This window comes from Massilia eburnea, assembly GCF_050709955.1.
Taxonomy (GTDB): domain Bacteria; phylum Pseudomonadota; class Gammaproteobacteria; order Burkholderiales; family Burkholderiaceae_D; genus Rugamonas; species Rugamonas eburnea_A.
On record NZ_JBNZFX010000030.1, the window covers coordinates 85,367 to 108,087 of the forward strand.

Below are 22,721 nucleotides of genomic sequence, written 5' to 3' on the forward strand. Positions count from 1 at the left end.
GCCAGTTTCATTTTAAATATTCCTCGTTTTCAGTTCTCTATGGTTGCTCTCTCTAAATCCATCTTCAAGGCCTACGATATCCGCGGCGTCATCGGAAAAACACTGGACGAAGGCGTGGCGCGCTCGATCGGCCATGCTTTCGGCCTGGCCGCCGCCGCGAAGGGGGAGCGCAGCGTGGTGATCGGCCGTGACGGCCGCCTGTCCGGTCCTGGCCTGATCGCGGCCCTGGCGCAGGGCCTGCAGGCCGCCGGCGTCGACGTGATCGACCTCGGCGTGGTGGCCACGCCGATGGTGTATTTCGGCACCCAGGTGCTCGACTCCCGTTCCGGCATCATGGTCACCGGCAGCCATAACCCGCCGGACTATAACGGCTTCAAGATGGTGCTGAAGGGCGAGGCAATCCATGGCGATGCCATCACCGCCCTGTACCATGCCATCGAAGCGGGCATGCAGCCGGCCGCCGCTGCCGGCAAGTACGGCACCTATGATATCCGCGCGCAATACCTGCAGCGCATCATCGGCGACGTGAAGATTGCGCGCCCGATCAAGATTGCCGTCGATTGCGGCAACGGCGTGGCAGGCGCCTTTGCGGGCGACCTGTATCGCGGCATGGGCTGCGAAGTGGTGGAATTGTTCTGCGAAGTGGATGGCACTTTCCCCAACCACCACCCGGATCCGGCGCACCCGGAAAACCTGCAGGACCTGATCAGGGCGCTGCAGGACACCGACGCTGAAATCGGCCTGGCTTTCGATGGCGACGGCGACCGCCTGGGCATCGTCACCAAGGACGGCCAGATCATCTTCCCGGACCGGCAGATGATGCTGTTCGCTGAAGAAGTGCTGACCCGGCATCCGGGCGCGCAAATCCTGTACGATGTGAAATGCACACGCCACCTGGCGCCCTACATCGAGCAGGCCGGCGGCAAGCCGCTGATGTACAAGACCGGCCACTCGCTGGTGAAGGCCAAGCTGAAGGAAACCGGCGCCCCGCTGGGCGGCGAAATGAGCGGCCATATCTTCTTCAAGGACCGCTGGTACGGCTTCGACGATGGCCTGTATGCCGGCGCGCGCATGCTGGAGATCCTGACCCGCCATGCCGATCCTTCGGCCCTGCTGAATGCGCTGCCCAAGTCGGACAGCACGCCGGAACTGCACCTGCACCTGAATGAAGGCGAAAACTTCGCCCTGATGGAGAAGCTGGCCGCGGAAGCGAAATTCCCGGGCAATGAGCGCGTGATCGACATCGACGGCCTGCGCGTGGAATATGCCGACGGCTTCGGCCTGGCGCGTTCCTCCAACACCACCCCGGTGATCGTGATGCGCTTCGAAGCCGAATCGCCGGCTGCACTGGCGCGCATCCAGGGCCAGTTCCGCGATGTGATCCTGGCAGCCAAGCCGGATGCGAAACTGCCGTTCTAAATGAATATCCTCCTGGTACGCGTCTCTTCGCTGGGGGACGTGCTGCACAATATGCCAATCGTGGCCGACATCAAGCGCCACTTCCCCGACGCGAATATCGACTGGGTGGTGGAGGAAGGCTATGTCAGCCTGGTGCGGCTGAACCCGATGGTGCGCAATATCCTGCCGTGGGGCCTGCGCCGCTGGCGCAAGAGCCTGGGCAAGAAGGAAACCCGCGCCGAGATCGGCGCCTTCTTCCGCCAGCTGCGCCAAGTGCAATATGACTACGTGTTCGACACCCAGGGGCTGCTGAAAACCGGCATCATCATGGGCGCCGCGCGCGGCAAGAACAAGGTCGGCCTGGCCAACGGCAGCGAAGGCTCGGGCTACGAAGGTATTTCGCGCATTTTCCACAGCAAGAGCATTGCGCTCGACCCGCGTACCCACGCGGTGGCACGCGGACGCCTGGTGGTGGCAGCTGCGCTGGGATTCAACGCCGACTATCCGGCCGACTTCGGCCTGCCGGAGGTGCCGGCCAGCGAACCGCGCCCGGATTGGATGGGCGAAACGCCTTATGCGGTGTTCTTCCATGGTACCGCACGCGACGCCAAGAAATGGGCGCCGGCCAACTGGATTGAACTGGGCAAGGCGCTGGCGCCGATGCCGGTGCTGCTGCCATGGGGCTCGGACAAGGAAAAAGCGGAAGCCGAAGTGCTGGCCGCCAGCATCCCCAATGCCCGCGTGTTGCCGAAACTGGCGATGGCCGACGCCGTCATGCTGGCGCGCCGCGCCGCGCTGGCAGTGGGCGTGGACACCGGCCTGACCCATATCGCTGCGGCATTCTCGCGCCCTGTGGTCGAGATCTACGCCGATTCGCCGCGCTGGAAAACCGAAGGCAACTGGTCTCCGCGCATCATCAACCTCGGCGACAAAGGTGCGCCGCCCGGCGTGGCTGAAGTGCTGGCTGCGGCCAAGAGCCTGCTCTGAGCATGCGACGCTTCTACACATTGATGTGGTGGTTGGCCTTGCCGCTGGTGCTGGGCCGCCTGTGGTGGCGTGGCCGCAAGGAGCCGGGCTACCGCCAGCACTGGAGTGAACGCCTGGGCATGTATGGCGCGCGCGCTGCCAACGATGAACCGGCCACCATCTGGGTGCACGCAGTCTCGGTCGGCGAGACGCGTGCCGCCGAACCGCTGGTCGACGCACTGCTGCAGAAATACCCGCAGGCGCGCATCGTGCTGACCTGCATGACGCCGACCGGCCGCGCTACCGGCAAGAGCCTGTTCGGCAAGCATGGCGCACGCGTGGTGCAATCCTACCTGCCATACGATATGCCGCTGCTGGTGGCGCGCTTCATCCGCCATTTCGAGCCGCGCGTCTGCATCCTGATGGAGACGGAAGTGTGGCCCAACCTGATCCGGCAATGCCGGCGTGACAAGGTGCCTGTGGTGCTGGCCAATGCCCGCCTGAGCGAGCGTTCGCTGGGCAAGGCGCAGCGCTTCGGCAAAGTGATACGCGATGCGGCGCAGGGCATCACCCTGGTAGCGGCACAGACCGAAGCCGACGCACTGCGCATCCGCGAGCTGGGCGCCAGCAACGTGAACGTGACCGGCAGCATCAAGTTCGACGTCGTGATTCCGCCAGCAGCCCTGGCAAGCGGTGCGCAACTGCGCCGGCAGTTCGGCCTGCGCCCGGTCTTCCTGTGCGCCAGTACGCGCGAAGGGGAGGAAGGCATGATCCTGGAAGCATTCCAGGCCGCGCGCGCAGCGCTGCCGGCAGACCTGCTGCTGCTGATCGTACCGCGCCACCCACAGCGCTTTGACGAAGTGGCGGCAATGGTGACGGAACGCGGCCTGTCGCTGCAGCGCCGCTCGTCGCTGACGGCAGCAGGCGCCAGCGTTGACCCTGCCACCGAAGTGGTGCTGGGCGATTCGATGGGCGAGATGTTTGCCTACTATTCGGCCTGCGACCTGGCGTTCATCGGCGGCAGCCTGCAGCCGCTGGGAGGCCAGAACCTGATCGAGCCGGCTGCGCTGGGCAAGCCGATCATCGTCGGCGAGCATACCTTCAATTTCGCGCAAGCCACCGAAGACTGCCTGCAGCAAGGCGGCGCGGTGCGCGTGCCCAATAGCAATGGCCTGATGCAGCAGGCTGCGCGACTGCTGGCCGATAGCACTGCCCGCGGCGCGATGGGTGCGCATGCCCAGACCTTTGCCAATACCCACCGCGGCGCCACCGCACGCACGATTGCATTGCTTCCGGATTTGAAGTGACAAATGTCATGACGAAGTCATGGCATTTGGTTCTGGTGCGCCGGACCTGCAGACCGGATACTGCGTTCACCTGAACACAAGGAGACCGCAATGCTAAGACTATTAGTTGCCGCCAGCCTGGCCGGCGCCCTGCCTGCCATGGCAGCCGAAACCACCCTGATCAAGGATGTCCGCGTGTTCGACGGACAGCAAGTGCATGCCAAGCGCAGCGTGCTGCTGGAAGGCGGCAAGATCGCAAACGCCGACTTCAAGGGCAAAGCCCCCGCCGGCGCGAAAGTGGTCGAGGGCACCGGCCGCACGCTGATGCCAGGCCTGATCGACTCCCATACCCACAGCTTCCAGCACCTCGAACTGCCGCTGGTGTTCGGCGTGACCAGCGAACTCGATATGTTCACTGCCGTGCCGCTGCTGAAGGAAATGAACAGCCGCATGCAGCGCGGGGAAAACAAGGATCGTCCGGACATCATCTCGGCCGGCATACTGGCCACTGTGCCGGGCGGCCACGGTACCGAATACGGCATGCCGATTCCCACCTTGACCAAGCCGGAAGAAGCGCAGCCCTGGGTCGATGCCCGCATTGCCGAAGGCTCGCACTTCATCAAGATCGTGATGGAGCCGGGCTCGCCGGGACATCCGGTGCCGAGCCTGGAGCGAGCCACCGTGAAGGGGTTGATCGTGGCCGCCCACAAGCGCGGCAAGCTGGCGGTGGTGCACATTTCCAATCCGGAGGATGCGCGCGCCGCGCTGGAAGAAGGCGCCGATGGCCTGGTGCACCTGTTCAACGGCGAGTCGATTGCGGACGCCGACCTCAAGTCCTTCGTCAAGCTGGCGCATGATCGCAAGGCCTTCGTCATCCCGACCTTCAGCGTGCTGGAAAGCGTAGCGGGCCTGAAGGAGAAGGATGTGCTGGAAGACAAGCAGATGATGGCCCTGCTGACAAGCGACCAGATCGCGCCGCTCAATTCCCCGTACGGCAAAAAGGAGATGGCGCAGCGCCTGAACGCGACCAGGTCGGTGGTGGCCGCGCTGCGTACGGCAGGCGTGCCGGTGCTGGCCGGCACCGACGCCGGCAACGGCGGTACCCAGGCCGGCGCCAGCCTGCACCACGAACTGCTCTCCTTGACCGATGCCGGGTTGACGCCGCTGGAAGCGCTGCGCGCCGCCACGTCGGTGCCGGCCAAGGCTTTCCGCCTGGCCGACCGCGGCACGATTGCCAAAGGCGCCAAGGCCGACCTGCTGCTGGTTGACGGCGACCCGAGCCAGGACATCAAGGCTACCCGCAATGTCGTGGAAGTGTGGAAGGATGGCGCCACCGTGTCGGCACGCCGCAAGGCGCAGCAGGAATTGGTTGCCAAGGAGCTGAGCACGCCGAAAGGCGCGCCGCTGGTGCTGCCGGCGGACGGCATGATCAGCATGTTCAGCAAGGAAAAGCTGGCCAGCCCGTTCGGCACCGGCTGGGTACCGTCCAACGACGCCTTCCTGGGCGGCAAATCGACGGTAAACCTGGAGTACGCGGGCGAGAATGCGGTCAACGTGAAGGCGAGCGTGCAGCAGGGCTTCGCCTTCCCATGGGCCGGTATCGCTTTCGTGCCGGGCAGCCAGCCGTTCCAGGCGGCGAACCTGAGCGCCGCCAAGACTTTGCGCTTCCGAGTCAAGGGCGACGGCCAGGGCTACCAGGTGGGTATCATGCACGGTAGCGCGCGCATTCCGGTCTACCAGCAGTTTGCCGCCGGTGCCGAGTGGCAGGAAGTCGCGATGCCGATGGCAAGTTTCGCCGGGGTCGATACCAGCGCGATCACCCTGATCATGTTCAACGCCGGCCCCAAGATTGGCGACTATCAGTTCCAGATCGCCGACGTGCGGTTGACCAACCAGTAGAGGAACGAAGCATGGTCCAGGTAAGGCGTTGGCTGGAAGGTCCCTGGGTGCCGCCCTACCTTGGCAAGGCGCCTTACCTGTGGCTGCTGTCGCTGAACTTCTTCTTCTGGAAGTACTTCTACATCAAGCCCACGCTGCAGGAGCTGGGCATGCTGGCGCTGTCGATTGCTGCCTTCGTGCCCATGTATTTCGCCAGCTACTGGCTGCGCAACCAGCGCGCAGTGCCGCTGTTGCTGGCGACGGTCGCCCTGGGTTTCGCCTGGGCGCCATTCAATTTCGGCGCCTGCACCTTCTTCATCTTTGCCTGCTCGATGTGCGCTGCGCTGGAGCAGCCGCGCCACGCCTACTTCGGGATAGGGCTGATCCTCGGCGGCGCCGCGCTGGTGTCGCTGGCAGTGCAGTTGCCCCTGACTTTCCTGCTGCCGGCGCTGGCAGTGGGGGCGCCGGTGGGTATCGCCAGCGTGATGGATGCCCGCGTACGCCGTTCGGGCCAGCAGTTGCTGCGCAAGCAGGAAGAAGTCGAGCACCTGGCCCGCATCGCTGAACGCGAGCGCATCTCGCGCGACCTGCATGACCTGCTGGGCCACACCTTGTCGCTGATCGCGATCAAGGCCGAGCTGGCCGGGCGCCTGCTGGAGCGCGATGCGGCGGCGACGGCGAAGGAAATCAAGGATATCGAAACCACAGCGCGCCATGCCCTGGCCGAGGTGCGCAGCGCCGTCACAGGCTTCCGTCAAAGCGGCTTCGCGCAGGAACTGGCGCAGGCGCGCGCCGCGCTCGCCGCGGCCGGCGTGGAGCTCGATGCGGACGTGCAGTCCTTCCCGATGCCTGCGACGGTGGAGAATGTGCTTGCGCTGTCCCTGCGCGAGGCTGTCACGAACATCCTGCGCCATGCCAGGGCCACACGCTGCGAGGTCAGCGTAAGGCAGGGGGGCGGGCAGGTTGTCTGCCATATCAGCGACGACGGCAGTGCGCCGGTCGACCGCGATGCGCTGGCGAGCGGCAATGGCCTGCGCGGCATGCGTGAGCGCGTTATGGCAGCGGGCGGGCGCCTGGCACTGCAAGCCGGGCATGGCGGGCCCGGGGGCGGCCTGGCGCTGGAATTACATTTACCGATGGGAGCTGCCGCATGATCCGCGTACTGATTGCCGAAGACCAGTCGATGGTGCTGGGCGCCCTGGCTGCGCTATTGAAGCTGGAGCCGGACCTAGACGTGGTCGGCCAGGCGCGCAACGGGCAGGAGGCGTTGGCGCTGTGTGAAGAACTGCATCCCGACATCGTGTTGACCGATATCGAAATGCCGCTGATGACAGGCCTCGAGCTGGCAGGCGTATTGGCCGCGCGCGGCGCTGCGCCGCGCGTGGTGATCGTCACCACCTTCGCCCGCTCCGGCTACCTGCGGCGCGCCATGGCGGCCGGCGTGCGCGGCTACCTGTTGAAGGATGCGCCGTCCGAATCGTTGGCGGCCGCTATCCGTAACGTGCATGCCGGCGGCCGCGCCATCGCGCCTGAACTTGCGCTGGAGAGCTGGAGCGGCGGAGAAGATCCACTGAGCGAACGCGAACGGCAGGTGCTGCGCATGGCCGGCGAAGGCCGCAGCGGCGCGGAGATCGCAAGGCAATTGAGCCTGTCGGAAGGCACCGTGCGCAACTACCTGTCGGAAGCGATCAGCAAGCTCGATGCAGGCAATCGCGTCGAAGCCTTCCGCCTGGCCCGCGAGGCCGGCTGGCTTTAATTCGCTACGGTCCCGATGATCGGCCCCAGGTTGGCGCGGCTGTCGTTGCGGCCCAGCGCCAAGGAGTAAAGCGCGGAGACCGAGCCGTCCAGGTAAAGGGCGTCACGGCATTTCAGCGTGTCACGGAAATAACGCGCAAACTCATAAAAATTGACCGGATCTTCGCTGATGACGAAGAGCGCCTTGCCATCGATCGCGCATACGCCGTTGCGGATATGGCGCGAACTGGAGTCGGGAATGAATAATGGGTTGATGGCTCCACGCGATAGCAGCATGGGCCCCGACTGCGTTGCCAGGCGCGCCGTGGCGGACAAAGCCGGGTATTCGGACGACTCCACGACCTGGACTCCGGCTTCGTTGGCCAGCAACACGCCATTTGGGCGCATGAAGAAGTTGCCTTCGCCAGCAGACAGGTTCAACGGGGAGCGTTCGATGCCGTCGGCGACGAACAGGCCTACCGGTGAGTAATCCGCATGGTACATGCCGGCGTTCATGCCGAATGCGAGGCGCTGGCCGCGCTTGGCCACTGCAGCAGCGACTTTCTCCAGCCGCTTGTAAGGCCGGCCCTGTTCATCGTTCAGGAAAAGCTGCAGGCGCTCGCGCAGCGGGTCGACCGTTACGACGGTAAAGCGCGGCTCGCCGGCGCGAATCGCGCTGCATGATGCCAGCGATGCAAGCAGCAGCAGGGAGGCGGGCCAGCGCACTAGGTGAACAGGGGCGCGAGCTCCGCCGCGCGTTTGCGCAGTAATTGCTTGGCTTCCTCGTATTGCGGATAGATGCGGCCGACGTTGGCCCAGAAACGCGCGCTGTGGTTCATTTCCAGGATGTGAGCCAGTTCGTGTGCCACCACGTAGTCCACCAGCGGCAGCGAGAAGTGCATCAGCTTCCAGTTCAGGCGGATGGTGCGCTGCGCGGTGCAGGAGCCCCAGCGCGTATCGGCGGAGGACAGCGAGAATCCCGCATACTGCACGCCCAGGCGCGCCGCATACAGGTCCAGCCGCTGCTGGAACAGGCCTTCCGCCTGGGCCTTGTACCAGTTCTTGACGCGCTCCTTGAGCAATTGCTCGGTGGCGCCTTGCACCAGGCCCATGGACAGTTCCATCGCCTGCGGGTCGAACTCCGTGCGGTTGCGCGGCGCCTGGTACAGGCGCAGCGTAATTTCTTCCCCAAGGTAGGGTAGCCGTGCGCCGTCATCCCACACGATGGGCGGCTTCTCCAGGCGCGCCGCGCGGCGTTGGCGGCGTTCATCGAGTTTGGACAGGATCCAGTGCTGCTTGGCGCGGATGGCATTGTCGATGTCGGCCAGCGAGCAACGCTTGGGCGCCGTCACATACAGGCCGGTATCGTCGACCGTGAATCCGATCGAGCGGCGTGTGGAGCGCTTCAGCACGTATTCGAGAATGTATTCGCCGACAAGCAGTTGCCGCTTGTCCTGGTCGCCGGATAGCGGTGGGGAGCTGGGTTCTTGGCGGCGCAGTTGCACCGGGGGGCGCAGCAGGTTAACTGCCGCGGGAGCGGGAACGGGAAACGGAGAAGAAGGCGCGGCCGATGGCGGCGGCGCCTCCTGTTGCGCTTCAGCCTTTTCGGCTAGCCAGCGCTGTAGGCGTGGGGCGAAATGACGCGCATTTCTGATTCGATCCACTGTTCCACCTGCTCCATCAATTCGTCCGGAGTTTTACCTTCCGACGAAATCGGTTTGCCAACTGACACCGTGATGGTGCCCGGTTTCTTGATAAAGGAATTCTTTGGCCAGCACTCGCCCGAGTTCATGGCGATCGGCACGACCACCGCGCCGGTCTCCACTGCCAGGCGCGTGCCGCCGCTCTTGTACTTGCCTTGCTGGCCGACCGGAATACGGGTCCCTTCCGGGAACATGATAATCCATTGCCCGTCTTTAAGTCGACGCTTGCCGTGCGCTACAACAGATTTGAATGCATTCTTGCCCTGCTTGCGGTCGATCGGGATCATGCGCAGCAGTGCAATGCCCCAGCCGAAGAAAGGGATGTACAGGATTTCTTTTTTGAATACAAACACCAGTGGGCGTGGCAGGTTCGCCAGCAGGAAGATGGTTTCCCATGCCGACTGGTGCTTGGACAGGATGATGGCCGGGGCATCCGGGAAGTTCTCATAGCCCTTGAACCGGTAGTTGATGCCGCAGATCCATTTGGCACACCAGACGATGAAGACATTCCAGCGCGAGGTTATGAAATAGCGTTTGTTGTATGGCAGCGGCGCTGCCAGCATGCAGACTCCGGACCAGATGACGGTGGCAATGGCCATCAGAACCATGAACAGGGCGGAACGCAGGAACAGAACGAAATTACGCAACGACGGTCTCCAATTTCTAGCGATTAATCGGCTTTTAATATGTAGTCTACAGTGGCCGCCAGGTCGGGGAAGACCTGGGTGCCGGGTGGCAGGCCGCCGGTGGCTTGGGTCTTTTCGCCCTTGCCGGTCAGCACGAGGAACGGCACGCAGCCGCTGATAAAGCCCGCCTGCAGGTCGCGCAGCGAGTCGCCCACGGTCGGCACGCCTTTCAGGCCGATCTCGAAGCGTTTCGAGATTTCCGTAAACATGCCAGGTTTTGGCTTGCGGCAGTCGCAGTTGTCGGCCGCCGCGTGCGGGCAGAAGAAAATGGCGTCGATATCGGCGCCAACCTGCTGCGCCAGGCGGTGCATCTTCTGGTGGATTGCGTTCAGGGTGTTGATGTCGAAATACTGGCGGGCGATGCCCGACTGGTTCGACGCAATCACCACGCGATAACCCGCCTGGTTCAGGCGGGCGATCGCTTCCAGCGAGCCGGGGATGGGGATCCACTCGTCCGGTGACTTGATGAAGTCGGGGGAGTCGTGGTTGATCACGCCATCCCGGTCCAGGATGATCAGCTTGGTGGGCTGGGTCTGCGGCATGTCAGGCCGCCAGCTTGGAAATGTCGGCGACGCGGTTCATCATGCCGTGCAGGGAAGACAGCAGCGCCAGACGGTTGTTGCGCAGGGCGATGTCTTCGGCCATCACCATCACGTCGTTGAAGAAGGCGTCGACCTCCTCCTTCAGCTGCGCCAGGGTCTTCAGGGTGGCGCTGAAGTCGCCCTTGGCCCATGCCGCGTCGACTTCGGGTGCCACGCGGCCCATGGCTGCGTGCAGGGCTTTCTCTGCGGTGTCCTGCAGCAGTTCGGCCTTGACGGTGCTGGCCTGTGCCAGCGCTTCTTCGTTCTTCTTCAGGATGTTGGTGATGCGCTTGTTGGCGCCGGCCAGCGAGACCGATTCCGGCAGGGCGGCGAAGGCCTGCACCGCCTCCAGGCGCTGCACGATGTCGTCCAGGCGGTCGGGGTTCTGCGCCACCACGGCTTCGATCTCGTTGACGCTGAAGCCGCGCTCGCGCAGCATGCCGCGCAGGCGGTCCATCATGAAGGCGCTGACGTCAACGCTCGGATCCTTGAAGTTCGGCACTGCCGCGAATTGCGCGGCGGCGTCGCCCAAGAGGGCCGAGATGGACAGCGGCAGGCGTTTCTCCACCAGCATGCGCAGCACGCCCAGTGCGTGGCGGCGCAGCGCGAACGGATCCTTGTCGCCGGTTGGCTGCAGGCCGATGGCCCAGATGCCGACCAGGGTTTCCACTTTGTCGGCCAGCGCCACGGCCGTGCCGGTGGCGGTGGACGGCAGGTTGTCGCCGGCAAAGCGCGGCTGGTAGTGCTCGGATGCGGCCAGCGCGATTTCTTCGTGCTCGCCGTCGTGGCGAGCGTAGTAGGTGCCCATGATGCCTTGCAGCTCGGGGAATTCGCCCACCATATCGGTCAGCAGGTCGGCCTTGGACAGGCGCGCGGCGCGTTCAGCCAGCGCCTTGTCGCCGCCCAGGCGGCCGGCGATGGCCGCTGCCAGCGAGGTGACGCGCTCGGAGCGCTCGGCCTGGGTGCCCAGCTTGTTGTGGTACACCACGTTCTTCAGCATCGGCAGGCGCGACTCCAGCGACTTCTTCTTGTCCTGCTCGAAGAAGAATTTGGCGTCGGACAGGCGCGGGCGCACCACGCGCTCGTTGCCGCCGATAATGGCTGCCGGAGTGTCGGTGGCAATGTTCGACACGATCAGGAAGCGCGAGCGCAGCTTGCCGTTGGCGTCGGTCAGTGCGAAATACTTCTGGTTGGTCTGCATGGTGAGGATCAGGCATTCCTGCGGCACGGCCAGGAATTCTTCCTCGAAGTGGCATTCGTACACGACCGGCCATTCGACCAGGGACGACACTTCTTCCAGCAGCGCTTCCGGCATCAGCACCTGGTCGGCGCCCGCCTTTTGCAGCAGGGCGCTGCGGATCGCTTCTTTACGCGCCTCAAAGCCTGCCACCACCTTGCCGGCTTCCGCCAGGGTGGCTGCGTAGGATTCGGCGTCTGCGATGGTCACTTCGCGCTTGCCCGGTTCGGTCAGGAAGCGGTGGCCTTCGGTCTTGTTCGCTGCGGTCAGGCCCAGCAGGGTCAGTGGCAGCACGCTGGCGCCATGCAGGGCGATCAGCGCGTGGGCAGGGCGCACGAATTGCACGGTCTCGCCATCCGGACGCTGGTAGCTCATGACCTTTGGGATAGGCAGCTTGGCGATGGTCTCTTCCAACGCTGCTTGCGCACCCAATTGCAGGGCGGAGCCGGCCGCCAGCTTGGTGTAGAAGAAGCTCTCGGCCTTGCCGTCCTGGGCGCGTTCCATATCGGCCACGGCGATGTGCGCCAGGCCCATGGCGGCCAGCTTCTTGGTCAGCGGCGCGGTCGGGTTGCCGTCGGCATCCAGTGCGATGGCGACCGGCAGGATCTTTTCGCGCACTTGCTTGTCCGGCGAGGTGCTGCGCACCTTGGTGATCGACACGGCCAGGCGGCGCGGGGTGGCGTAAGTGGTGGCGACGCTGTCTTCTTCCAGGAAGTCGCGCGCTTTCAGGCCGTTGACGATGCCGGTGGCGAAAGCGGCGCCCAGCTTGGACAGGGCTTTCGGCGGCAGTTCTTCGGTCAGCAGTTCGATGAGCAGGGTCTGATTCATGTTCGGTATTCTTTTATTTGGCGACCATCGGGAAGCCGAGGCGTTCGCGGGACTCGTAGTAGGCCTGGGCGACCATGCGCGACAGGGTGCGCACGCGGCCGATGTAGGCGGCGCGCTCGGTCACGGAAATGGCGCCGCGGGCGTCAAGCATATTGAAGCTGTGCGAGGCTTTCATGATCTGCTCATACGCTGGCAGGACCAGTTGCAGTTCGATCAGGCGCTTGGCTTCGGATTCGTGGTTGGCGAATTGCGCGAACAGCAGGTCGGTGTTGGCGTGCTCGAAGTTGTAGGTGGACTGTTCCACTTCGTTCTGGTGGAACACGTCGCCGTATTTCAGCTGCTTCTTGACCGGTACGCCGTCGCGGCCAACTTCTTCCCACTCGGTCCAGACCAGGTCGTAGACGTTTTCCACGCCTTGCAGGTACATCGCCAGGCGTTCCAGGCCGTAGGTGATCTCGCCCAGCACGGGCTTGCAATCGAGGCCGCCCACTTGCTGGAAGTAGGTGAACTGGGTCACTTCCATGCCGTTCAGCCAGACTTCCCAGCCCAGGCCCCAGGCGCCCAGGGTCGGGCTTTCCCAGTCGTCTTCCACGAAACGCACGTCGTTCTGCTTCAGGTCCAGGCCCAGTGCGGCCAGGGAACCCAGGTACAGGTCCAGGATGTTTTCCGGCGCCGGCTTCAGGACCACCTGGTACTGGTAATAGTGCTGCAGGCGGTTCGGGTTTTCGCCGTAGCGGCCGTCTTTCGGGCGGCGCGACGGCTGCACATAGGCTGCACGCCATGGCTCAGGGCCGATGGCGCGCAGGAAAGTGCCGGTGTGGAAGGTGCCCGCGCCGACTTCCATGTCGTATGGCTGGAGCAGTGCGCAGCCCTGCTTGTCCCAATAGGTTTGCAGGGTCAGGATAATTTGTTGAAATGTCAGCATCGTGGTCGTTGGTGGCGCCCTGGGCGCGAGCGTTATCGGTTCGCTAAAACGGCTCATTTTAGCGGTTTTTGCGGTGAACCTGTAGAGTTTTGCCCGGCCCGCAGGGCGTTTGATCGATATCAAAGCCCGCCAATGCCGCCTGAACCTGCTGCCTGCTGGACAGTCCAAGCGGCATGGATATTCCAAACGCCGACTACGATTCTGTCTGGAAGCAGGCGATTGAGCTCTACTGGCCTGATTTCACTGAACTTTTCCTGCTCGAAGAGTGGGGCGGGCGGCCCTCGCCAGAGAGCCTGGATCAGGAACTTGCCAAATGCTCCCGCGACAGCAAGCTGGGCCAGTTCCGGGTCGACAAATTGCTCCGCGCGCCGGGCGTGGATGGCCAGCCGTACCTGTGGCATATCGAGATCCAGGTCGCTCGCCAGCGCGGTTTCGCAGAACGCATGTTTGTTTGCCAATACCGTTTATACGAACATTTCCAATTGCCGGTACGCAGCATCGCCATACTCGGCGACCGTAGTCCAACCTGGCGACCCAATCGATTCGATCTCTCCGCTGGCCATACCCACATGACGTTCAGGTTTGAGACCATCAAGCTGCGCGACTTTTCGCACTGCCTGGAACAGTTACTGGTCAGCGACAACGTTTTTGCCTGGCTGGGGGGTGGCACACCTGTTTACCTTGCGCACGCGCCGGGAACCTTCAACACGCGCGATTGTCAAAGACAAACTGCTGACGGGACTGCGTGCCTGCGGTTGGGCGCGAAAGAAATTCCTGGACGTATTTGACCTGGTAGACAGGATGATGACATTGCCGGAGCCCCTGCAAGCCGAGTTGGCAGCGCAGCAGCAAATTCTCGATGGGAGGCGTGAAATGGCTTGGAAATATCTGTGGCAAGAGCGCGCTGAGCAGCTCGGCGAAGCGCGAGGAGAAGCACGAGGAGAAGCGCGAGGAGAAGCGCGAGGAGAGGCGCGCGGGGAAGCTCGCGGTGAAGTTCGTGGAAGACTGGAAACGCTGAAAAAAATGGTCTGTGATTTGCTTGAAGTGCGCTTCGGGCCGCTCGACGATGGCACGCGGCAGAAGGTACAAGCAGCTTCCCAGGATGAGTTGCAGCGCTGGTGCCTGGCGGTAGTGAGCGCCAGGACCATTGACGAAGTCTTTTAGCCGCGCGGCTTGCGCGACCAGAGCCAGGCGGCGGCGATGGAGACGCCGGCCAGGATGAGGAAGAGTTTGTTCTGCAGCCTGATGTAAGGCGTGTCGCCCGCCATGCCTTGCACCGTTGCGCTCAACACGCCCGGCTGGCGGTACGGCAACGCGTGGGTCACCTCACCGCGTGGGGAGATCACGACGGTGGCACCGCTGTTGGTGGCGCTCAGCATCGGGCGGCCGGTCTCCAGCGCGCGCATTTGCGACATCTGCAAATGCTGCGGGATGGCGATCGATTCGCCGTACCAGGCCAATTCGGACACATTCAGCATCACGCTGGCGCCGGTCAGCGAAATCTGTTCCGCAATCTCTTCGCCAAACACGTTCTCGTAGCAGATATTCGGCAGCACCTTCTGGTCCTTCACGGGGAACGGCGCCTGGATGAGCGCACCGCGCGTCTGGTCGCCCAGCGGGATCTGCATCAGGTTGGTGAACCAGCGGAAGCCGGTGGGAATGAATTCGCCGAACGGCACCAGGTGGTGCTTATCGTAGCGGTAAGTACTGGCGGACAGCGATGGCGGCAGGCCAAGCACGCTGTTCGAATATTCCACGCCATTGGTCATGGGAATGCCCAGCACGATATGGCTGCCGCTGCGGCGTGCGAACTGGCCGTAGGAATCCAGGTAGCCCGGCGGCAGTTGCGAGGCGAACAAAGGTACGCCGGTCTCGGGAATGGCGATCAGGTCGGCCGGCGCTGCAGTGACCTGTTGCTGGTACATGCGCAGGATAGCGCCGAGATGCTTGATATCAAACTTGTTCTGGAGCGCGACATTGCCTTGAACCAAGCGTACCGACAGCGGTTTACCGGTTGGCGTGGTCCATTCCATCCGTCCCAGCGCAAAGCCGCCGATCCAGATGGCCGCGACCAGGGCAAGCGCCTTATAGCGGAAGGGATGCATCAGCAGCGGCAGGGCGCCCGCGCTGATGGCTGCCAGCCAGCTGATGCCATACACGCCCAGCACCGGTGCGTAGCCAGCCAGCGGCGAAGTAGTGTGCGCATAGCCTGCGGTGACCCAAGGGAAACCGGTGAACAGCCAGCCGCGCAGGAGTTCGAACAAAGCCCAGAAGGCCGGCAGCACCAGCAGCGCGGCAGCAGGCAGCGGCAGCGGCCAACGCTGGCGCAGCCAGGCGGTAGCGGCCATGGCGCCGGATGCATACAGGGCCATCGCCGCCGCCAGCAGGGCGATCGAAATCGCGGCGAGCGGCGCAGGCATGCCGCCAAAGTCGTGGATTGCGATGTACAGCCAGTGGAAACCGGCCAGGCACCAGCCAAAGCCGAAAGCCCAGCCCACCAGGGCGGAAGCGCGCACGCCATCGGCACGCAAAGCCTGGTACACCAGCACTGCCAGCGCCACGATCTGCAGCGGCCACCAGCCGAACGGCGCAAACGAAAACACGCCAGCCGCGCCGGCGATGGCGGCGATCAGCATGCGGCTACGGGTAGCACGGGGCGGGGCAGGCGGTTCGCCTGCCCTGGTCTTACGCCAGCGCATCAGTCCTGCTCGTCCACCGCGGCCGGCAGTTTCTCAACCGTCAGCACATGGACCTGGCGCGCGTCGGCGCGCAGCACTTCGAAGCGCAGGTTGGCGATGTCGAAGGTATCGCCCTTGTGCGGCATGCGGCCCAGGTGCTTGGCCACCAGGCCGCCGATGGTGTCGACATCCTCGTCCGCCAGGTCGGTATCGAGTTCTTCGTTGAACTGTTCCAGTTCGGTCAGCGCCTTGATGCGCCAGCGCGGCCCGATCTTGCCTTCCTTGATGGAGAGGATATTGTCTTCTTCTTCGTCGAAATCGTATTCATCCTCGATATCGCCGACGATCTGCTCCAGCACGTCCTCGATGGTGATCAGGCCGGCCACGCCGGAGTACTCATCGACCACGATGGCCATATGGTTGTGGTTGGCGCGGAAGTCGCGCAGCAGGACGTTCAGGCGTTTCGATTCCGGGATGAAGATTGCCGGGCGCAGCATGTCGCGCACGTCGAACGATTCTTCCGCGTAGTAGCGCAGCAGGTCCTTGGCCAACAGGATGCCGACCACCTTGTCGCGCTCGCCTTCGATGGCAGGGAAGCGCGAGTGGGCTGTTTCCAGCACCAGCGGAAGCCATTCCTCGATCGGTTTGGTGATATCGATGACATCCATCTGCGAGCGCGGGATCATGATGTCGCGCGCCGACAAGTCGGACACCTGGAACACGCCTTCGATCATCGACAGTGCGTCGGCATCGATCAGGTTGCGTTCATGGGCGTCGTGCAGGACTTCAAGCAGCTCCGAGCGGCTCTCGGGCTCAGGGGAAATCAGGGCGGTGAGTCGCTCGAACAGCGACCGGTGTGGTTTAGCGTCATTCCTGACGCTACTAGAGTGCTCTTGCATAATTGGCATTAAAGCCGTCGTTCCGAAGTGCTATAGCATACACTAAACAGCCGCGACCAGGCCGAAATTATCAGATTGGAAACTCATGCAGATCAGTGCAGTCACCTATGGATCGGACCAGTGCGGCCTGGTCTGCGGTTACCTGTTCGGGCGCGGCCCGCAACCGGTGCCGATCGAAGCCTCCGAGGCCGAACAGTGGTTGCGCGGCGGCGCCAATCCAGATGGTGAATTCCTCTGGCTGCATTTTAATCTTGCCAATACCGCCAGCGAAAAATGGATGCGCGAACATGCCGTGCTGGCCAATGAATACTACGACAGCCTGCACGAAGAGGGCGCGCGCTCGACCCGCATCGAGCAGGCCGACGATACCCTGGTGGCGGTGGTGAATGACGTGTTGCGCGACTTCAGCTTCGAACCGTCGGATATTTCCAGCGTTTGCCTGAGCGTCGACCGGCGCCTGGTGGTAAGCGCGCGGCGCAAGCCCCTGCAGGCGGTCGAGCGGCTGCGCCAGGCGGTGCGCGGCGGGGAAAACCTGGTGTCGAGCGTGGTGCTGCTGACCCACCTGTTGCGCGACCAGGCCGATGTGCTGACCCGCATCGTGCGCGATGCCACCGGCAAGGTGGACCGGATCGAAGACAACCTGCTGTCGGGCAAACTGAAATTCAAGCGTGCCGACCTGGGCGCCTTGCGGCGGGTGCTGGTGCGGCTGCAACGCCTGCTGGCGCCGGAACCGGCCGCCTTGTTCCGCCTGTTGCAACGGCCACCGTCATGGGCCAGCGACGCCGATCGCCAGGAGTTGCGCGAGTCAACCGAGGAATTTGCGGTGGTGCTGAACGATATGGCGGCGCTGCAGGAGCGCATCAAGTTGCTGCAGGAAGAGATCGCGGCCCTGGCCAGCGAGGCCAATAACCGCAGCCTCTATGTGTTGACCATCGTGACCGTGCTGGCCCTGCCGATCAATATCATTGCCGGCCTGCTGGGCATGAATGTCGGCGGCGTGCCGCTGGCCGGCGACCAGTCCGGCTTCTGGATCATTGCCGGCATCGTTTTGCTGTTTACCGTGGTGGCGGGCGCCTGGTTGTTCCGCCAGCGCAACGATTAGCGCATGCCGCGCTCCTTCAGCCACTGCGTGAAGGTATCCACCCGCGGCGAGGCGCGCTGGCGGCCCACGGCAAACGAGTAAGTGCCGCTTTCGATGCAGGCCGGATGGATGCGCTGCAGTGCGACGCCTTTGACCATTGCCGCGACGAAGGCCTCCGGCACCACCAGCACACCAAGACCCTGCATGGCCGCCTGGATTGCCAGGATGGTGTTGTCGAACTCAATGGTCGGCGCAAGCGTCCGCGCCGCCATGCCATGCGCCTGGCTCCAGCCGGGCCACAGGTCGGGCCGGGAACGCATGCCGATGCGCGGCACCCTGGCCAGCCAGTGCATGCCATCCGCCTGAAGCGTGCCCAGCGACGATGCGAAGGCGGGACTTGACACCAGTACGCAGCGCTCGTGCATGAATGTCTGCGAAGGCAGGCCGCGCAATTCTGCCGCATCGCGCCGCAGGAAGACGTCGACCGGTGCCGAAGGATTGATGTCTCCGTCGACGGTCCGCACATCGACCTGGATATGCGGATAGCGCTGGCGAAAATCGGGCAGCTGGGGAATCAGCCAGTGCATGGCCAGCGTGACGCTGGTATCGACCAGGATGGAATGCTGGCTTGCCGGGCCGCCGGATGGTTCCAGCACGTCGATGATGCCGGCCAGTTGCTCCGCAACCTTGTCGTGCAATTGCCGGCCGACGACTGTCAGCGTGGCCGAATTGCCGGTTGAACGCTCGAACAGCACTTGCTTGAGGCGTTCTTCCAGCGCCTGGACCTGGCGGCTGACCGCGCCCGGCGTCTGGTGCAGCACCTGGGCCGCCTGGCGGAAGCCGCCCTCCCGGACGACGACGCAGAAGACATACAGGGCGTGCAGCGGGGGGCGAACAGTCATCAATAACCCGGGGTCGTAGTGTTGAAAAATACTCAACACATCATACCAAATTCTCGTTTGATTGCCAGGCAGGCAAGCAGCACACTTGCCGAATATGACAACTTGATGACTTAACAATGCTTTCCCCTTGCCTGGTTCCCGTGCTGTCCTTTGCCCTGCTGGTCGCGTGGGGCAGCCTGTACTACGCCTTCGGCGTACTGGGCCACGCCATGCAGCAGGACCTGCACTGCAGCGCCGGCACCCTGACCGGCGCCTTCTCGGTGGCGCTGCTGGTATGGGGGCTGGCCACCTATCCGGTGGGGGTGGCGATGGACCGCTTGGGCGCGCGCAGCGTGATGATGCTGGGCGCCGTGCTGGGCGCGGTGGGCCTGATGGGACTGAGCGCCGCCAGTTCGGTCGGGATGGTCTACGCCATGTGGTCGCTGCTGGGCCTGGCTATGGCGATGAGCCTGTACGAAGCGGCGTTTGCACTGGTGGTGCAAAGCTTTGCCAGCGGGCATAGACGCCGCATCGGCTGGCTGACCGTCGTGGGCGGTCTGGCCAGCACCGTATTCTGGCCGCTGAGCTATTACCTTGGCCAGCGCATCGGCTGGCGCGCTACGCTGTTGCTATACGCGGCCCTGCATCTGCTGGTGTGCGTACTGCTGCTGCTCAGCCAGCAGCCGTCCGCTCAGCCGCAAGCGGCAACGCCGGACCCGCTGCACCGTGCGGCACCGCCCGCGCCCGTGCGCGATGCGATGCTGGGCTACCTCTCGGTCTGCTTTGCCATGTGCGGCTTTATCACGGCCGCCATGGCGGTACAGGCGATTCCGATGCTGGAGTCGCGCGGCTTTGCGCCGGCGACGGCACTGGGCCTGGCGGCCTGCATCGGCCCGATGCAGGTTGTCAGCCGGACAGCCGACCTGGTGTTTGGCCACCACGCCAGCGTGCGGCGGATCGGGATGTTTACCCTGGGGCTGATGTCGCTGTCGCTGGCGGCGTTGTGGCTGGCCCAGTGGTTGCCCATCCTGTCGCTGTTGTTCGTGGTCGCCTACGGCCTGGCACTGGGACTGCTCACGGTGGTACGCGCGGCAGTGCCGCTGGAACTGGCCGGCACTGAGCGCTATGCCGCCAATAGCGGAATGCTCGGTGCGCCGTCGCTGCTGGCGCGGGCTGCCGGACCGGTGGGCGCTGCCTTGCTGGCAAAGGCGCCGGGCAATCCGGGCACGGTGCTGCTGGTGCTTCTGCTGGGCTCGCTCTGCGGCATGTTGCTGTTCTGGCGCGCGTGGCGTTTCGGCCAGGAGGCCTGGTGAATCCGACCCTGGCGCGCTTTGGCTATCCGCATACCGCAATCAAGGAATACGAGCATTGGGTCGTGCTGCTCAGGCCGCTGCAAACGACGCCGCTGAGCTGCATCATCGCGGCGCGCGCGCCAGTGGACAGCCTGGGCGGGCTGAGTCCGCAGGCCGGGGCCGAATTGCCGCAGCTGATACGCAGCTTCGAAGCCACCGTCAGACGGCTGGCCCCGGCCGTGAAGTTCAATTATCTGGCGCTGATGATGGTGGATCCCAACCCGCATTTGCACGCGATCCCGCGCTATGCGGCGCCGGTCGACCTGCTGGGTCGCAGCTATTGCGACATCGCATTTCCGCGACCGCCGGATGTCCTGAGCGGCGCCGGGCTCGACGCCGCAACCCTTAAGGCATGGCAGGAGCTCCTGTCTACCCACTGGGAGTAGTCCTCCCGTTTGTCCGGACCAGCCCCGCCCGTAGCACGCGGCAGGGGACGGATTTCCCTTTCAATTTGAAGCCTGACTTAACAAGGAAAAGAAGAAACCATGATGACTTCCGATAAACGCCGTTCGGAACTCAAGCGCCTGCTGAACAGCAAATCTTGCCTGCGTGCCCTCGAAGCGCACAGTCCGATATCAGCCTTGCTGGCCCAGCACGCCTGCTTCGAGCCGGCGCCCGGCAACACCGTCGGTTATGACGCCGTCTGGTCGAGTTCCCTGACCGATTCCACCCAGAAGGGCCTGCCCGACATCGAGATCCTCAGTGCCAGCAACCGCCTGTTGAATGTGCATGAAATCTTCGACGTGTGCGCGCTGCCCATGATTTTCGACGGCGATACCGGCGGCAAGCCGGAACACTTTGCGCTGCACGTCAAGGCGCTGGAACTGGCTGGCGTATCGGCTGTCGTGATCGAGGACAAGCGCGGCCTGAAGAAAAATTCGCTGCTGGGCAACGACGTGCTGCAACAGCAGGATGCGATCGAAGAATTCTGCGACAAGATCCGGGCCGGGCGCGCCAGCCGCATCACCGACGACTTCATGATCATCGCGCGCTGCGAAAGCCTGATCCTCGAGCGCGGCATGGACGACGCGCTGCAGCGCTGCCTGGCCTACGTGGACGCCGGCGCGGACGGCATCATGATCCACAGCCGCAAAAAAGACGGCCAGGAGATCATCGAATTCGCGCGCCTGTTCCGCCAGCGCCATCCGGACGTGCCGCTGATCTGCGTGCCGACCAGTTATGCGCACCTGAAATTCGAAGAGCTCGAGCGGGCCGGCTTCAATGTCGTGATCTATGCCAACCACATGCTGCGCAGCGCCTACCTGGCCATGAAGGGCGTGGCCGAAGACATCCTGCGCAATGGACGCACGCTGGAAATCGAACCGCGCTGCCTGGGGATCGACGAAATCCTGCGACTGATTCCCGGTACGGCCTGAGCCGCGGCCGCTTGCCCATCCAACCAGGAACCTCACCATGACACTCGCGCAACGCACCAAAAAAATCGCTGCACCGGGCACCTCCCGCATGCGCACCATTGCCAATGAGCTCAAAGCCCAGGGCCTGCATATCGTCAATTTCGCCGCCGGTGAACTGGACGGCGATACTTCCGACGCGGTCAAGCAGGGCGCCCGCCAAGCGATCGACGCCGGCAAGAATATTTACACGCCGACCATGGGCGCGCCGGAGCTGCGCAAGCAGCTCGGGGCACTGGTCTCGCAGCATACCGGCGTCGCCTATGCGCACGATGAAGTAGGCTTGACGGCCGGCGCCAAGCAGGCGCTGTACAACGCGGCCATGGTGCTGCTGGACCCGGACGATGAAGTGATCATCCCCAACCCGTACTGGGTCACCTTCCCGACCCAGGTCGAACTGGCGCAGGGGCGGCCGGTGTTCATCGAGACGCGCGACGCTGGCTACCAGCTGATGGCCAGCCAGGTCGAACAGGCGATCACGCCGAAGACCAAGGCGCTGATCATCAATACGCCCAACAATCCAAGCGGCGCCGTGTACCAGGCCGCGCAGCTGGCGAAGATCGCCGCCCTGGCGCTGCAGCACGACTTCTGGATCATCTTCGACGAGTGCTACGCCGCGCTGGTCCGGGGCGGCCACCAGCATGCCCACATCCTGGCCATCGAGCCGCGCCTGAAGGAGCGCATCGTGCTGGTCAATTCCTTCTCCAAGAGCCATGCGCTGACCGGCTGGCGCCTGGGCTACGTGGCCGCGCCCGCCCCCGTGATGAAGGCGATGGAAAACCTGCAGGGCCATACCACTTCCAACCCGAGCAGCGTGGCGCAGTACGCGATCAGCTATGCGCTGGCGCGCGAAGATGGCCAGTTCATCGCCCGCGTCAACCGCACGCTGGACGAGCGGCTGCGGCGGGCGCTGGCCATCGTGGCCGAGATGCCCTCGGTGCAGGTAGCGCAGCCGCAAGGCGCGTTTTACCTGTTCCTCGACATTTCGGCCCACCTTGGCAAGCAACTGGACGGCACCGTCATCGCCGACGTCGACCAGTTCTGCGAAGCGGCGCTGCGCGAGGCGCGCATTGCCATGGTGTCCGGCGCTGCCTTCGGCGACCCAAGCTCGGTGCGCATCTCGTATGCGATCAGCACCGACGACGTGGTCGAAGGATTGCAGCGCTTGCGCCAATTGCTGCAGCGCCTGCAATGAG

The 22,721-nt window shown here is 63.9% G+C and carries 22 protein-coding genes; 13 read left to right on the forward strand and 9 right to left on the reverse strand.

Annotation, left to right across the window (positions count from 1 at the left end; genetic code table 11):
* Positions 1–39: 39 nt before the first annotated feature.
* The 6 genes from ACQ4MM_RS16035 to ACQ4MM_RS16060 all read left to right on the forward strand — a co-directional run bounded on the left by ACQ4MM_RS16035 (position 40) and on the right by ACQ4MM_RS16060 (position 7,284).
* On the forward strand, positions 40–1,419 hold the full coding sequence (locus ACQ4MM_RS16035) for a phosphomannomutase/phosphoglucomutase (protein ID WP_431478276.1): 1,380 nt from the start codon (positions 40–42) through the stop codon (positions 1,417–1,419).
* Positions 1,420–2,385 carry a lipopolysaccharide heptosyltransferase I gene (waaC, locus tag ACQ4MM_RS16040; protein WP_431478277.1) on the forward strand — a complete coding sequence of 322 codons (966 nt, stop codon included), beginning with the start codon at positions 1,420–1,422 and terminating at the stop codon, positions 2,383–2,385.
* A 2-nt stretch (positions 2,386–2,387) separates the two neighbouring features.
* Positions 2,388–3,671 carry a lipid IV(A) 3-deoxy-D-manno-octulosonic acid transferase gene (gene waaA, locus ACQ4MM_RS16045; protein WP_431478278.1) on the forward strand — a complete coding sequence of 428 codons (1,284 nt, stop codon included), beginning with the start codon at positions 2,388–2,390 and terminating at the stop codon, positions 3,669–3,671.
* A 90-nt stretch (positions 3,672–3,761) separates the two neighbouring features.
* On the forward strand, positions 3,762–5,549 hold the full coding sequence (locus ACQ4MM_RS16050) for a CIA30 family protein (RefSeq protein WP_431478279.1): 1,788 nt from the start codon (positions 3,762–3,764) through the stop codon (positions 5,547–5,549).
* An 11-nt stretch (positions 5,550–5,560) separates the two neighbouring features.
* Positions 5,561–6,682, forward strand: a complete 1,122-nt coding sequence (locus ACQ4MM_RS16055; protein WP_431478280.1) for a sensor histidine kinase — start codon at positions 5,561–5,563, stop codon at positions 6,680–6,682.
* Complete coding sequence (locus tag ACQ4MM_RS16060) at positions 6,679–7,284, forward strand: response regulator transcription factor (RefSeq protein WP_431478281.1); 606 nt, start codon at positions 6,679–6,681, stop codon at positions 7,282–7,284. The genes ACQ4MM_RS16055 and ACQ4MM_RS16060 overlap by 4 nt, the downstream gene beginning before the upstream one ends.
* Here the strand turns inward: ACQ4MM_RS16060 and ACQ4MM_RS16065 are convergent.
* From ACQ4MM_RS16065 to glyQ, 6 genes are read right to left on the reverse strand one after another with little or no spacing between them, the layout of a single operon-like run.
* Positions 7,281–7,988 (reverse strand): phosphodiester glycosidase family protein, encoded by a 708-nt coding sequence (locus ACQ4MM_RS16065; protein WP_431478282.1) that lies wholly within the window; start codon positions 7,986–7,988, stop codon positions 7,281–7,283. The two genes, ACQ4MM_RS16060 and ACQ4MM_RS16065, sit on opposite strands and share 4 nt — an antisense overlap.
* A complete protein-coding gene (locus tag ACQ4MM_RS16070; RefSeq protein WP_431478283.1) occupies positions 7,988–8,926 on the reverse strand; it encodes a M48 family metallopeptidase in 939 nt (312 codons plus the stop codon). Before ACQ4MM_RS16070 ends, ACQ4MM_RS16065 begins: the two co-directional genes overlap by 1 nt.
* A complete protein-coding gene (locus ACQ4MM_RS16075) occupies positions 8,872–9,612 on the reverse strand; it encodes a lysophospholipid acyltransferase family protein (RefSeq protein WP_431478284.1) in 741 nt (246 codons plus the stop codon). The genes ACQ4MM_RS16070 and ACQ4MM_RS16075 overlap by 55 nt, the downstream gene beginning before the upstream one ends.
* Before the next feature lie 23 nt (positions 9,613–9,635).
* Positions 9,636–10,193 carry a D-glycero-beta-D-manno-heptose 1,7-bisphosphate 7-phosphatase gene (gene gmhB, locus ACQ4MM_RS16080; protein WP_431478285.1) on the reverse strand — a complete coding sequence of 186 codons (558 nt, stop codon included), beginning with the start codon at positions 10,191–10,193 and terminating at the stop codon, positions 9,636–9,638.
* Between the two features lies 1 nt (position 10,194).
* Positions 10,195–12,297 carry a glycine--tRNA ligase subunit beta gene (gene glyS / locus ACQ4MM_RS16085; protein ID WP_431478286.1) on the reverse strand — a complete coding sequence of 701 codons (2,103 nt, stop codon included), beginning with the start codon at positions 12,295–12,297 and terminating at the stop codon, positions 10,195–10,197.
* Positions 12,298–12,310: 13 nt separating this feature from the next.
* Positions 12,311–13,222 (reverse strand): glycine--tRNA ligase subunit alpha, encoded by a 912-nt coding sequence (gene glyQ / locus ACQ4MM_RS16090; protein ID WP_431478287.1) that lies wholly within the window; start codon positions 13,220–13,222, stop codon positions 12,311–12,313.
* 173 nt (positions 13,223–13,395) lie between these two features.
* On the opposite strand from glyQ, the gene ACQ4MM_RS16095 reads away from it, so the two are divergent.
* Together ACQ4MM_RS16095 and ACQ4MM_RS16100 are read left to right on the forward strand one after the other, a co-directional pair.
* Positions 13,396–14,010: a hypothetical protein gene (locus ACQ4MM_RS16095; RefSeq protein WP_431478288.1), complete on the forward strand. Its 615-nt coding sequence runs from the start codon at positions 13,396–13,398 to the stop codon at positions 14,008–14,010.
* Positions 14,011–14,023: 13 nt separating this feature from the next.
* Positions 14,024–14,386 (forward strand): hypothetical protein, encoded by a 363-nt coding sequence (locus ACQ4MM_RS16100; protein ID WP_431478289.1) that lies wholly within the window; start codon positions 14,024–14,026, stop codon positions 14,384–14,386.
* On the opposite strand, the gene lnt is transcribed toward ACQ4MM_RS16100, so the two are convergent.
* Together lnt and ACQ4MM_RS16110 are read right to left on the reverse strand one after the other, a co-directional pair.
* Complete coding sequence (gene lnt / locus ACQ4MM_RS16105) at positions 14,383–15,921, reverse strand: apolipoprotein N-acyltransferase (protein WP_431478290.1); 1,539 nt, start codon at positions 15,919–15,921, stop codon at positions 14,383–14,385. The genes ACQ4MM_RS16100 and lnt overlap by 4 nt on opposite strands.
* Positions 15,921–16,799, reverse strand: a complete 879-nt coding sequence (locus ACQ4MM_RS16110) for an HlyC/CorC family transporter (protein ID WP_431478462.1) — start codon at positions 16,797–16,799, stop codon at positions 15,921–15,923. The genes lnt and ACQ4MM_RS16110 overlap by 1 nt, the downstream gene beginning before the upstream one ends.
* Positions 16,800–16,884: 85 nt before the next feature.
* Between ACQ4MM_RS16110 and ACQ4MM_RS16115 the strand changes: the two genes are divergently transcribed.
* Complete coding sequence (locus tag ACQ4MM_RS16115) at positions 16,885–17,901, forward strand: transporter (RefSeq protein WP_431478291.1); 1,017 nt, start codon at positions 16,885–16,887, stop codon at positions 17,899–17,901.
* Here the strand turns inward: ACQ4MM_RS16115 and ACQ4MM_RS16120 are convergent.
* Complete coding sequence (locus ACQ4MM_RS16120; protein WP_431478292.1) at positions 17,898–18,782, reverse strand: LysR family transcriptional regulator; 885 nt, start codon at positions 18,780–18,782, stop codon at positions 17,898–17,900. The two genes, ACQ4MM_RS16115 and ACQ4MM_RS16120, sit on opposite strands and share 4 nt — an antisense overlap.
* A gap of 116 nt (positions 18,783–18,898) precedes the next feature.
* On the opposite strand from ACQ4MM_RS16120, the gene ACQ4MM_RS16125 reads away from it, so the two are divergent.
* From ACQ4MM_RS16125 to ACQ4MM_RS16140, 4 genes are all read left to right on the forward strand, one after another.
* Complete coding sequence (locus ACQ4MM_RS16125) at positions 18,899–20,074, forward strand: MFS transporter (protein ID WP_431478293.1); 1,176 nt, start codon at positions 18,899–18,901, stop codon at positions 20,072–20,074.
* Complete coding sequence (locus tag ACQ4MM_RS16130) at positions 20,071–20,499, forward strand: hypothetical protein (protein ID WP_431478294.1); 429 nt, start codon at positions 20,071–20,073, stop codon at positions 20,497–20,499. Before ACQ4MM_RS16125 ends, ACQ4MM_RS16130 begins: the two co-directional genes overlap by 4 nt.
* 99 nt (positions 20,500–20,598) lie before the next feature.
* The gene (gene aepX, locus ACQ4MM_RS16135; protein WP_431478295.1) at positions 20,599–21,489 is read left to right on the forward strand and encodes a phosphoenolpyruvate mutase; all 891 of its coding nucleotides are present in this window, start codon (positions 20,599–20,601) and stop codon (positions 21,487–21,489) included.
* Between the two features lie 37 nt (positions 21,490–21,526).
* The gene (locus ACQ4MM_RS16140; RefSeq protein ID WP_431478296.1) at positions 21,527–22,720 is read left to right on the forward strand and encodes a pyridoxal phosphate-dependent aminotransferase; all 1,194 of its coding nucleotides are present in this window, start codon (positions 21,527–21,529) and stop codon (positions 22,718–22,720) included.
* Position 22,721: the final 1 nt, after the last annotated feature.

Excerpts from the sequence above, each read along its gene's own strand:
- ACQ4MM_RS16095 (WP_431478288.1), top strand. The coding sequence starts at position 13,396 with ATGGATATTCCAAACGCCGACTACGATTCTGTCTGGAAGCAGGCGATT.
- ACQ4MM_RS16055 (WP_431478280.1), top strand. The coding sequence starts at position 5,561 with ATGGTCCAGGTAAGGCGTTGGCTGGAAGGTCCCTGGGTGCCGCCCTAC.
- ACQ4MM_RS16100 (WP_431478289.1), top strand. The coding sequence starts at position 14,024 with ATGATGACATTGCCGGAGCCCCTGCAAGCCGAGTTGGCAGCGCAGCAG.
- ACQ4MM_RS16035 (WP_431478276.1), top strand. The coding sequence starts at position 40 with ATGGTTGCTCTCTCTAAATCCATCTTCAAGGCCTACGATATCCGCGGC.
- ACQ4MM_RS16120 (WP_431478292.1), bottom strand. The coding sequence starts at position 18,782 with ATGACTGTTCGCCCCCCGCTGCACGCCCTGTATGTCTTCTGCGTCGTC.
- ACQ4MM_RS16110 (WP_431478462.1), bottom strand. The coding sequence starts at position 16,799 with ATGCAAGAGCACTCTAGTAGCGTCAGGAATGACGCTAAACCACACCGG.
- ACQ4MM_RS16050 (WP_431478279.1), top strand. The coding sequence starts at position 3,762 with ATGCTAAGACTATTAGTTGCCGCCAGCCTGGCCGGCGCCCTGCCTGCC.
- ACQ4MM_RS16140 (WP_431478296.1), top strand. The coding sequence starts at position 21,527 with ATGACACTCGCGCAACGCACCAAAAAAATCGCTGCACCGGGCACCTCC.
- glyQ (WP_431478287.1), bottom strand. The coding sequence starts at position 13,222 with ATGCTGACATTTCAACAAATTATCCTGACCCTGCAAACCTATTGGGAC.
- ACQ4MM_RS16125 (WP_431478293.1), top strand. The coding sequence starts at position 18,899 with ATGCTTTCCCCTTGCCTGGTTCCCGTGCTGTCCTTTGCCCTGCTGGTC.
- lnt (WP_431478290.1), bottom strand. The coding sequence starts at position 15,921 with ATGCGCTGGCGTAAGACCAGGGCAGGCGAACCGCCTGCCCCGCCCCGT.
- waaC (WP_431478277.1), top strand. The coding sequence starts at position 1,420 with ATGAATATCCTCCTGGTACGCGTCTCTTCGCTGGGGGACGTGCTGCAC.
- gmhB (WP_431478285.1), bottom strand. The coding sequence starts at position 10,193 with ATGCCGCAGACCCAGCCCACCAAGCTGATCATCCTGGACCGGGATGGC.
- waaA (WP_431478278.1), top strand. The coding sequence starts at position 2,388 with ATGCGACGCTTCTACACATTGATGTGGTGGTTGGCCTTGCCGCTGGTG.
- ACQ4MM_RS16060 (WP_431478281.1), top strand. The coding sequence starts at position 6,679 with ATGATCCGCGTACTGATTGCCGAAGACCAGTCGATGGTGCTGGGCGCC.
- aepX (WP_431478295.1), top strand. The coding sequence starts at position 20,599 with ATGATGACTTCCGATAAACGCCGTTCGGAACTCAAGCGCCTGCTGAAC.
- ACQ4MM_RS16115 (WP_431478291.1), top strand. The coding sequence starts at position 16,885 with ATGCAGATCAGTGCAGTCACCTATGGATCGGACCAGTGCGGCCTGGTC.
- glyS (WP_431478286.1), bottom strand. The coding sequence starts at position 12,297 with ATGAATCAGACCCTGCTCATCGAACTGCTGACCGAAGAACTGCCGCCG.